The following is a 10,325-nucleotide window of genomic DNA, read 5'->3' on the forward strand; positions in this document are numbered from 1 at the left end:
TTTTCATGCCCTGGGAGGCACACAATGGCACCAACTCCTGCAGTACTCGATTCCAAGAACGTGCGCGTCGCGGTCACTGGCGCATGGTTCGTAGGCGACCTCGGGGCCACAGCGCCGACGTCTGCGACCGACCCGCTGGCTGCGTTCCGGGGCCTCGGTTACCTGTCCGAGGACGGTACCTCTCGCACCCTGGACCGTTCGACGAACGACATCAAGGCGTGGCAGAACTCGGCGAAGGTTCGCACGGTCGTCACCGACGCGGGCATCTCGTACACGTTCACGCTCATCGAGACGACTCGCGAGACTGTCGCCCTGTACAACGGGCTCAAGACCACGGACATCGGCGCTGACGGCACCTACACGGTCAACCCGTCACGTACTGGTGGCAGGCGTTCGTTCGTGTTCATCATCTTCGACGGTGACTACAACCGTCTGGTGTACATCCCCGAGGGCGAAGTCACGGAGATCGGCGACCAGACGAGCGCATCCGGTGACGCCATCGGCTTCGAGGTCACCATTCAGGGTTACGCATCCGCGACTCTGAGCGGCGACACGGAGAAGGTGTTCGACCCGAGCCTTGCGGTGCCCGTGAAGGGTGCTTCGGCCCCTGGCTCTGTGTTCCCGACCGAGGCGACCGTCACGGCTTCCGACTCGACGAACGCTGGCAAGCTCGCCGCGCTCGGATATGTCGCCAATCCGACGACCGCATGGACCACGGGTCAGAAGATCACCATCGGCGGGTTCGCGTTCTCGTGGACGGGCACCGCCTGGGCCGCTGGCGCTCGACCGTAACAAACCAGTCCGGGCGTATTCGCTCAGGGGTGCGCCCGGACTGCCACACCACACCCTGAGCGCCACCCTGAGCAAGGAGAACACCCATGTCCATCAGCATCTCCCCGAAGAACAAGAAGAAGCCCCTCAAGGTCAACTACGACGGCGTCGCATACAAGCTTCCCGGAGCGATCCCAATCGAGATCCTGTCGGTTCAGAACACGGTCCCGCGCCCGAAGGTCATGGCCGGATCCCAGAAGGACTCCTACGAGAGCCAGGTCGGTGTAGCGATCCTCGGAGTGTTCGTAGAACGGGTGCTCCCCGAGGACTTCCGCGCAGCGCTCGACCTCGACGACCTCGACGCCGTGTTCGAGGCGTGGGCGGAGCACACGGGCCTGGGAAAATCTCAGCCCTCTACGGGCTCCTCCAAGCGTACGAAGACGAATTCCTCTTCGAAGCAGTCCGCGGAGGATTCCGAGTAGACGACATCTGGCTGAGACCGGATGAAATGAACGCATTCATCACGGTCTCAGCCAGGTCGCCGGAGTCGCCGCTTCACGCTGCAATCCACGGCTGGGACTACCCGGTATCGCGCGATTGGATGCTCCTCGCGCTCATCGCCGACTCCTCTGAGGCGAAGCGACTCGGCAAGAAGTTCAAGCCGATGAAACGGCCTTGGCCCGACCGCAGCACGCAGCAGATCGAAGCAACACCAATCCCAATCGAGGAAGCACGAGCTCGTATCGCTCACCTCGGCATGAAAACTGCCTGACGCCGCCAACTACTCAGCCACCTACGGGTGGCTTTTTCATTGAGGAGCACCCGTGGCTGAAGCTGCTGTAGCCGAAGTAACGATCATCCCCGTATCCAAGGGTGCGTCGAAGCAGATCGAGGAAGAGCTCGGCAAAGGCGACCCGGGTGGCAAGGCAGGTAAGACTGCTGGTGCTGGTTTCGTCGGCGCTCTCGGCGGTGCCCTCAAGGGAACCGCTACGGCCGTCGTCGGTGCCGCGGCGGCCGGTCTCGGCGTCGCTCTCGCGAAGGGCTTCGGACGCCTCGACGCGATCGACCAGGCTCGGGCAAAGCTCACCGGTCTCGGCAACGACACCGAGTCTGTCAAGGCGATCATGGGCGACGCACTTAAGTCCGTGAAGGGCACGTCGTTCGGTCTAGGCGAGGCTGCTGTGACAGCTGCCGGCGCTGTTGCTGCTGGCATCAAGCCTGGTGAGGATCTGCAGAAGGTCCTCAAGTCGGTGGCAAACTCTGCCTCGACGGCTGGCGTCAGCATGGGCGAGATGGGTGGGATCTACAACAAGGTCGCGTCACTCGGCAAGGCACAGAACGATGTACTGCAGCAGGTTGCTGACAAGGGCATCCCGATCTATCAGGCCCTCGCGGACAACCTGGGCGTGACAACCGAAGAGGTCTTCAAGATGGCTTCGGCCGGGAAGATCGGATTCGCCGAGTTCGAAGCGGCCATGACTGCAGCCTCGGGCACGGTCGCTGAGGAGATGGGTAAGACCCTCCCGGGCAGCATCGCGAACTTCTCCGCATCGCTCGGACGTATCGGCGCTGGCCTCCTGGGCGGCATCTTCCCGCAGCTGCCCCCGCTGATCCAGGCAGTAACAGGTGCTCTTGCTCCGCTGGAAACGAAGGCATCTGCACTCGGCGACATCATTGGCACAACGCTCGCGCCCGCATTCGACTGGTTGATCGGCAAACTCAACGCCATCACATCCCCTGTTGAGGGAGCCAAGGGAGCTCTCGATGGTCTCTCTGGGATCATTGGGCCACTCGCGGGCGCATTCGTCGCGCTCGGCGCTGGCGGGCTTGCTGGTGTCATCGCGGCGATTCCGGGGCTTGGTGGCTTGGCTCCGGCCGCTGCTGCTCTCTCGGGGCCGTTGGGGCTCATCCTTGGCGCACTCGCCGGACTCGTTGCAGTCTCACCAGAGCTGCGGGGCGCGCTCGGAACGGCCCTCTCTGACATCGGCACGGCCCTCGGCGGCGTATTCACAGCCGCTGGGCCAGCGATTCAGTCGGTAGCCGGAGCGCTTGCAGGTATCGCTAGCGTCCTGGGTGGGGTTCTGGTTTCGGCACTGGCAACGATCGTTCCGTTCCTCGTCGACTTCATCGGCATCCTCGGCGGCGTGCTCGTCGCGATACTGCCAACTGTCGCGACGCTCATCACCAGCCTCGGTGGAGTCGTGGGCGATCTCCTCACGGCGATCATGCCTCTTGTCAGCACAGTGCTCGCAGCGCTCCTGCCAGCATTCGACAAGCTCGCGCCGCTCGTGGGTGTCCTTCTGGACGCGTTCATGCCCTTGGTGCCGGTCATCACTGATCTGGCTTCGATGCTGATCTCCACGCTTGTGCCGATCATCTCGAACCTGCTCGCCGTGATTCTGCCAGTCATCCCGGCGATCCTGGATCTCGCAATGCAGCTGATCACACTGCTCGTGCCAGTGATTCAACAGTTGGCGCCGATCGTGCTGCAACTGATCGAGGCATTCTTGCCCCTGATTGGCGCGATCCTGACACCGTTGATCAGTCTGATCTCGAGCCTGCTGCCGGTGATCATGCCGCTGCTGGATGTGTTCATTTCGCTCTTGGACCCGATCCTCGGGTTGCTCGGACCACTCTTGGACCTGGTTGATCTCATCCTTCCGCCGCTGACGTTCATCCTCGGCTTCCTCGCGAAGCTGCTGTCTGACCAGCTGTCGAACGCGTTCAAGTTCCTCATCCCGATTATCCAGGGTGTGGTGTCGATGATCTCCGACGTTCTGACGCCTGTCATCAAGAGCATCACCGACGTGCTGGGCGGAATCATCACGTTCATCACGGGCGTGTTCTCGGGTAACTGGAAGCAAGCGTGGGATGGGATCGTGCAGATCTTCTCCGGCCTGTGGAACGGGATCACGGGCACGGTCAAGGGTGTCATCAACGGGATCATCGACCTCATCAATGGGGTTATCGGTGGCATCAACGACATTGCGAAGGGCGTCAAGGACGCTACCGGCGGTGCAATCAACCTCACGGTCGGGAAGATCCCGAAACTCGCTGAGGGTGGCGTCATCTCGAAGCGTCCTGGCGGCATCCTCGCGAACATCGGCGAGGGCAAGTACGACGAAGCCGTGGTTCCGCTTTCGCCGAAGGTGCTGAGCTCTCTCGGTGCTGGTGACGGCGGCGGCGAAGCCGTGCCGGTGCAGCTGAATCAGTACATCACGACCGCCCAAGATGACCCTCGTGTGCAGGCATTGCAGTGGGGTCGCGAAATGCGGAGGGGGCTGACGGCGCGATGAGCACACTCACCCTCGGCGGTATCGAGTTCAAGGACGTCGCAGCGTCGGGATGGGTGTACCAGAACCTCACGGACTGGTACACCCTCACCGACGACAAGATCCCCGACGAAGAGAAACCCCAAGGACATGGAGCGTTCGGTGTTTCCGAGTCGCTGCGTTCCTCAGCGGTGATCCCGTTCAAGGCCGTCTACCTTGCTGACACGGAAGCGGAGATGCTGGCTGCGGGCGAGCAGATCATGGCGGCGATCGCAACGGGACCGGTCGACATGGTCTACGCGGATGCGCTCCGCACAACATCCCGGTCCGTCACCGTTCGCACGGCGCCGATGACTGACCACCACGGACGCCCCACGGGGGAGTTCGAGTTCGATTGCCTCGCCCGCGACCCTCGCCGCTACTCGGTGGGTGATGCATGGCAGTCAACGCCGCCGGCCGCTGATGGTGCTGGCATTGTCTGGCCGTTGGTGTGGCCGCTGGTGTGGCCCGGTGGTGGCTCCGATGGTCGAGTCACGTTGCAGAACCTCGGTTCGGCTCCGGCGCCGCAACGCTACCGCCTAAATGGTGGTTTCGAGTCGGCGCTGCTGACGAACACGCAGACGGCGCAGCGGATCGGCTTCAATCGTCCGGTGCCCGTCGGGTCGGTTGTGGAGATCGATACGAAGTCTCGTCAGGCATGGATCGATGGCCAGTCGGATGTTTCTCGGTACTTGAGCTTCAGAGAGTGGTGGGATGTGCCGAAGTACTCGACCGTTCGTGTGCAGTTCGATGTCACTGGGGCCACTGGGTCTCCGACGTTGGACGCCCTGGCACCATCTGCGTGGTTCGCATGACCTCCTACTACGTGTTCGAGACGCTCACAGGAAAGCAGGTCTCAGAGTTCACGCCGTCGAAAGCGGAGTGGACGCTGGGAACGAACGACCCCGATTCGGTCGCTGTGACCCTGAACCTCAACGACCCGGCAACGAAAGCGCAGGACTGGCGGAACCTTGGCACACCGTGGAAACACTCGATCGCGGTCGAGGAGCATGGCCGGTTCATCGGTGGGCCGATCATGCCGTACGACTGGGATGAGGACAAAGCTGACCTGAAGCTCACCGCTCGAGGACCGAAGGTCATCTTCGACCGCGTCCCGATCCTCCCCGTCTCGGCCATGACCGGGTCACTGGTTGGTCCTGATGGGCTCCCGAACCTTGCCTACGACACGAATCTGTCCTTGTGGGACTACGGGACGTTCGGGAAGAAGATCGTCCAGCAAGCGATGACGTGGCCCGCAACGGGCCTGCCGGTCGTTTTCCATGCTGACCGCTTGGATCCGTTCACTCAGACGGTGAAGAACTACAGCGCCATTGCGCTGAAGTCGGTCGGCTCGGCGCTGGATGACCTATGTGGGCTTGAGAACGGCCCGGACATCCGGTTCCAGCTCACCCGCAACGGCCCTGACGCGTTCCAGTGGGTGTACGAATCGGGCACTCGAGAGTTCCCGCGGCTTCAAGGGCCGAACACGTTCACGTGGGAGCTCAACGCGGATGAGGCGACCGGTTCGGGTCTCTCAGTGGGGTCTGACCCATCAGGAATGGCTTCGATCTCCTGGGGTGTTGCTGGTCGATCTGACGACAAGGTGCTGCTGTCCAGGGTCATCGACACTCGACTGATCGACAGCGGCTACCCGCTACTGCACACAGTCGACTCGTCGCACTCGTCCATCGAGTTGCAATCGACCCTCGACTCACTGGTGACGGAGAACCTGCGCACGGCTGGAAGGCCTGCCGAATTCTGGTCGTTCAAGGCTCGCCTGTCAGCTTCCCCGTACCTGAACGAGTACAACACGGGTGATCTGGTGACCATCGTCGTGCAGGACAGCAAGTTCCAGCCCGTCGGCCAGTTCACGAGGCGCATCGCAGCGATGTCCGGCGACGAGAAAGGCGACTGGGTGAAAATCACGTGCGGGGAGGTGTACGGTGGCTGACCCGAAAGCGCCCGGCGATGGGTACGACGTGCTCATCAACCGGCTCGTGGCGCAAGAACGGCGCATGGACGAGCTCGAGATCGCTACGGGAACGCAGCGGGCGCGAACGACAGCGAACACACCGATCCTGGGAGGGGATACTGCGTCGTCGACGGGCATCGGGTTGCTGTCGGCGTCGTGGCTCACCTACGCCACGGTGACGGTACCTGTACCGCTGGGGAAGACGATCGCGAAGTTCGTTGCGATCGCGAACGGCGCAGTCCTCGACACCACCACTGGCGGTGTCACGTCGCTCTCTGCGCGCATTGTGATCGCCGACACGTTCATATCGCTCGAAGCGCCTGCTGCGAAAGACGCCGGGGCATCCCAAGTGAACAACGTGGTGCAGCTGGCCTACTCCGCGAACCTCACGGGCATCTCCGGTTCAGTGAAAGCCGAACTGCAGATCAAGCCGTTGAATGCGGCCGCGTATCCGGCCAGGGCTCAGAACTACGCATCCATCACTGCATTCGTCAGCTTCACCGCCTGACCCACCATCCGTCTACCAGCGTCCCACGGGGCGCTTCTCGTATTTAAGGGGTCCTTGTGGCACTCACCAATTCATTCCCAACAGGGCTGCCGGCTGGCTTGTCCATCATCGATACGCGCAAGACGGTCGCTGGTCTGATTGCGCAGAACGCGGTCGGAGCGCCACGCCTCGGAGTGCTCTCTTCATCTACGCCTCAGCTCGTCGCAGCGACAACGTCCATGTCATACACGGTCGCCGCTGCGAGTTTCGCGACGAGCCGGACCGGCCAGGGCGTGGAGCTTGTCGCGAACGATGGCACTGTGACCATCGCCACTACTGCCGCACCCGCTTCTAACTCGCGCATGGATGTCATTTGGGTTCGCGCCCGCTTCACGGCCTCTGGCGACGCTTCGGGAGCGCCTGAGATAAACGTGACTCAGGGGGCGGCATCCGGAACGGTGCCGCCGCCGAAACCATCCATCCCAGCCGGGGCGTTGGAGCTCGCGACGGCGCAGATCCCATCAACCGCCACGGCGACGAACTCGTCAGGTGTGATCATCACCCAGACCCACCAGTTCACCGCGGCATCGGGGGGAGTGGTCCCATTCAGAAGCAACGCCGAGCGCGACGCCTGGATCCCACCCTCCGGGCAGTACGGGGCTGTCGGGAACCAACTGTTCGTCTCAAACGGTTCGACCTGGGTGATTGCATCCACCCGCCGCCTCGGCAACGCGCGTCGCAACACGGATCTTGTGATTGCAGGCCCCGGCGCCGTATGGACCGACCTGCTCGCCGTCTCAGCGACCACCACTGGTGGACTCTGCGTCGCCGACTTCAAGGCGAAGTACCGGAACGGCAACTCGGGTGCCTTTCGATCGGCGAAGTTCCGTGTCCTGTGCGACGGCGTCCAGATCGGCGACATCGTCGAATTCAGTGCGCCACTCGATGCGGTCGCGACGGGCTACTCAGCCGCTTTCGATATGGAGTCGACGCCAACCGCGGGCACACACACGTGGGTACTTCAGGGCCAAGCATCCACAGCCAGTGCCGTGTTCGTCAGCAACGGCGTGATGACAGTGACGGAGAACTAGCGATGACTTTCCCCAGTTACGTGGACCAGATCCGCGAGAGCGCCCAGTCAAGCGGCCGCACAGGGAGCATCGTGCGCCGCATCTGGCATCACCAGGCGTCGACGAACGATGACGCAACGATCGCGATGATGGTGTCCGGGTCGAAGGAAGTGTCGGCGAACCAGACCGTCGACAACAAGTCGCCTGCCGGCGACCCACGCCGCGCATGGGCCCGCATCACCGGAGTCGTTTCCAACGAGCGTCGCGCCTGGACCTCCTCGAGCGCCATGGCTGATGGTCGGGCGCTCACAGCCGAGGTGTGCAACGAGTCCGGCGCCCCGGGGTACAACATCAGCGAGGCGACCTACGCGGCATGCGCGCTCATGGCAGCCGACGACTACCTCACCCTCGGCATCCCACTGAAGCGGGCGACGAAGGACGACCCGACAGGGCACCTGGGCCACAACGAAGTCCTCGGCATGTTCGGTGACGGCTACGCGACATCGTGCCCGCTCCACCTCGACATCGATCGGATCATCTCCGACGCAACAACCATCGTCAACGGCGGGATCGCCGCTCTGAAAGGAATCGAAATGCCAGCACTCCTGCGCCACCCGAACAGTTCGATCGGTTTCGTCTCCGACGCCGGCGAGCTCGACGCGATCAGCGACATCAACGAGGTCGAAGCACTCAAGGCTTCCGGGATCGTGAAGGATTGGGTCCAGCTGCCGGACGGTTTCGTGTGGAACCTCCTCACGAAGCGCACGGCGCGCCTCCGGGCGCAGCGCGCCGGCACTGTCGACGAGGCGGCGATCGCGAAGCAGATCGCGCCGCTCGTCGTCGCACCCATCATCGCCGCCATCCAGGCGAGCGGTCAGATTGGGACGGACCCGGAAGCGATCGCAAAGATCACCGAGGACGCCGTCCGTCGAGTGTTCGCTGACGCCGCCGCGCCGCGCTGATCCGCCCTTCCTCGACCCTGGGAGGGGTAGCACATGCCAGAACAGCCAGAGCCGACAGGCTGGGAGCTCTTGCGCGGTATCAACAGCCTGAAGGACAGCATCAATTCGATGGCTGCTGGCATGGTTTCGCAGTCGACGCTGGCGCTGTATCAGTCGGCTCAGGCTGACAGGGACAAGCGTCAGGACGAGCGCTTGAAACAGCTCGAGACTGATCAGGCGGAGCAGCGCAAGACGAAGGCTCAGCAGTGGTTCGCGATCGGGATGGCTTTGTTCGGGATCGTGTGCACGATCATCGCCGGGGTCATCGTATTCAACGTGACGAGGATCGGCGGATGAGCATGTCTGACCCACAGAAGTCCGCGCGACGGTGGCGGGTTGCCGCGTACGCCATTGCGATCATGTCCGTCTTGGCGCTGCTCAGCTTGCAGGTATTCACGGTTGTTGCGAACGCGGACCTACGCGAGCAGTTGCGCGAGTCTCACAGCGAGACTGCAGCGTCGCAGGCGAACGCGGAATCCCTGTATCAGCAGCTCCTCGACAACGGGGTGAAGCCGGAAGCCGACAAGCCTTCGGATGTTCTCCCCGGCCCCGTAGGCGCGACCGGAGCCACCGGTTCGAAGGGTGAACGTGGCGACGTCGGCCTGCCCGGCCAGACGGGCCCGAGCGGCCCCGCTGGCGAACCGGGAACGGCTGGTAGTCCGGGTGTCTCTGGCAAGGATGGCGCACCTGGGCAACCGGGTGCGAACGGTACCGACGGCGCTCCTGGACCTCAAGGCCAGCCCGGCCCACAAGGCTCGCCAGGTGCTGACGGTCAGCCGCCTCTCTCGTGGACGTACACCGACATCCTCGGCGCGATCGTCCAGTGCAACCGAACCACCACATTCGACCCAGCCGCACCCACCTATCAGTGCGCACCGACACCAGGAGGCACCCCATGAAGTTCACCACTGACGACAAGAAGCTCCTCGACGCCGCCACCCGGGCGAGCATTCGCACGTTCGCGCAGGTCGCCGAGGCTCAGCTTGCACTGGCTATGGTTGCCGGCGGCGTACTGGCGATCACGAACCTCGCTGACCTGAACTGGGTGCTCCTCCTCGGGACGCTCGGCGCGATCGGTCTGACGTCGGCGTACGCTGCGCTGCGGTCATACCTGTCGATCGTCGCGAAGGGTCTCCCGGAGGCGTACGTGGCCGCTGCGAAGGACGAGATCCTCGCCGGGCAGGCGGAACTCACCCCGCTTGAACAGTTCGCTGACACGCAGGCTGCCGTGGCTCGTGTGGGTCGGCACGCGGGTGATGAGGAAGCCCAGTGACCCGGATCCGCCTGCGCACACTCGGTGACCAGTTGGGTGAGCCGGGTCCACTCCGGGCGAAGCTCACGGCCACAGCAACACGGGTGCGGGTTGATGGTGCGGACATCACGTTCCCGAAGGTGGTGTCGCTCGAACTGACGGGTGCTGCTGACGAGGAAGTGGACCTTGTTGCGCCTGGCCCTTCGTGGGCGTGGCGCATCGAGGTGTTCCCCCGGACTGTGGGTTCGTTGCTCCGCGGCTACTTCACCTTCGACGATGTTGCGGTCATCGACTGGGCCGACATGACAACCATCGACCCATCCACTCTCGAACCCCTGAATCCTCTTCCTCCGTCTGCGGCCGAGATCCTGGCGGATGCATCGGATGCCCGTGACGTCGCTGTTGGTGTCTCCACGGGTCTCCCTGCGGCTGCTGCGACCGCCGTGGGGGCACAGGTTCAG

Annotated in this window: 11 protein-coding genes; all 11 read left to right on the forward strand. The window is 63.3% G+C overall.

What is annotated here, in order from left to right; all coding sequences use genetic code 11:
- Window positions 1–24 precede the first annotated feature (24 nt).
- Window positions 25–792 carry a phage tail tube protein gene (locus ACQ3HB_RS20200; protein WP_430922637.1) on the forward strand — a complete coding sequence of 256 codons (768 nt, stop codon included), beginning with the start codon at window positions 25–27 and terminating at the stop codon, window positions 790–792.
- A gap of 86 nt (window positions 793–878) precedes the next feature.
- Entirely contained in the window at window positions 879–1,253 is a 375-nt protein-coding gene (locus ACQ3HB_RS20205) for a hypothetical protein (RefSeq protein ID WP_430922638.1), read from the forward strand.
- A gap of 26 nt (window positions 1,254–1,279) precedes the next feature.
- On the forward strand, window positions 1,280–1,543 hold the full coding sequence (locus tag ACQ3HB_RS20210) for a hypothetical protein (protein ID WP_430922639.1): 264 nt from the start codon (window positions 1,280–1,282) through the stop codon (window positions 1,541–1,543).
- Between the two features lie 52 nt (window positions 1,544–1,595).
- The gene (locus ACQ3HB_RS20215; protein WP_430922640.1) at window positions 1,596–4,067 is read left to right on the forward strand and encodes a tape measure protein; all 2,472 of its coding nucleotides are present in this window, start codon (window positions 1,596–1,598) and stop codon (window positions 4,065–4,067) included.
- A 673-nt stretch (window positions 4,068–4,740) separates the two neighbouring features.
- On the forward strand, window positions 4,741–6,033 hold the full coding sequence (locus ACQ3HB_RS20220) for a hypothetical protein (RefSeq protein WP_430922641.1): 1,293 nt from the start codon (window positions 4,741–4,743) through the stop codon (window positions 6,031–6,033).
- The gene (locus tag ACQ3HB_RS20225) at window positions 6,026–6,562 is read left to right on the forward strand and encodes a hypothetical protein (RefSeq protein WP_430922642.1); all 537 of its coding nucleotides are present in this window, start codon (window positions 6,026–6,028) and stop codon (window positions 6,560–6,562) included. The genes ACQ3HB_RS20220 and ACQ3HB_RS20225 overlap by 8 nt, the downstream gene beginning before the upstream one ends.
- A 56-nt stretch (window positions 6,563–6,618) precedes the next feature.
- Window positions 6,619–7,632: a hypothetical protein gene (locus ACQ3HB_RS20230; protein ID WP_430922643.1), complete on the forward strand. Its 1,014-nt coding sequence runs from the start codon at window positions 6,619–6,621 to the stop codon at window positions 7,630–7,632.
- Window positions 7,633–7,634: 2 nt separating this feature from the next.
- Window positions 7,635–8,573, forward strand: a complete 939-nt coding sequence (locus ACQ3HB_RS20235; protein ID WP_430922644.1) for a hypothetical protein — start codon at window positions 7,635–7,637, stop codon at window positions 8,571–8,573.
- A 33-nt stretch (window positions 8,574–8,606) separates the two neighbouring features.
- The gene (locus ACQ3HB_RS20240; protein WP_430922645.1) at window positions 8,607–8,909 is read left to right on the forward strand and encodes a hypothetical protein; all 303 of its coding nucleotides are present in this window, start codon (window positions 8,607–8,609) and stop codon (window positions 8,907–8,909) included.
- A gap of 598 nt (window positions 8,910–9,507) precedes the next feature.
- Entirely contained in the window at window positions 9,508–9,885 is a 378-nt protein-coding gene (locus ACQ3HB_RS20245; RefSeq protein WP_430922646.1) for a hypothetical protein, read from the forward strand.
- A gap of 119 nt (window positions 9,886–10,004) precedes the next feature.
- A partial coding sequence (locus ACQ3HB_RS20250; protein WP_430922647.1) for a hypothetical protein occupies window positions 10,005–10,325 on the forward strand: 321 nt, incomplete at its 3' end.

The organism is Plantibacter lichenum, from assembly GCF_050587525.1.
Classification (GTDB): Bacteria; Actinomycetota; Actinomycetes; order Actinomycetales; family Microbacteriaceae; genus Plantibacter.

Excerpts from the sequence above, each read along its gene's own strand:
- ACQ3HB_RS20200 (WP_430922637.1), top strand. The coding sequence starts at position 25 with ATGGCACCAACTCCTGCAGTACTCGATTCCAAGAACGTGCGCGTCGCG.
- ACQ3HB_RS20205 (WP_430922638.1), top strand. The coding sequence starts at position 879 with ATGTCCATCAGCATCTCCCCGAAGAACAAGAAGAAGCCCCTCAAGGTC.
- ACQ3HB_RS20210 (WP_430922639.1), top strand. The coding sequence starts at position 1,280 with ATGAACGCATTCATCACGGTCTCAGCCAGGTCGCCGGAGTCGCCGCTT.
- ACQ3HB_RS20220 (WP_430922641.1), top strand. The coding sequence starts at position 4,741 with ATGGATCGATGGCCAGTCGGATGTTTCTCGGTACTTGAGCTTCAGAGA.
- ACQ3HB_RS20235 (WP_430922644.1), top strand. The coding sequence starts at position 7,635 with ATGACTTTCCCCAGTTACGTGGACCAGATCCGCGAGAGCGCCCAGTCA.
- ACQ3HB_RS20240 (WP_430922645.1), top strand. The coding sequence starts at position 8,607 with ATGCCAGAACAGCCAGAGCCGACAGGCTGGGAGCTCTTGCGCGGTATC.
- ACQ3HB_RS20245 (WP_430922646.1), top strand. The coding sequence starts at position 9,508 with ATGAAGTTCACCACTGACGACAAGAAGCTCCTCGACGCCGCCACCCGG.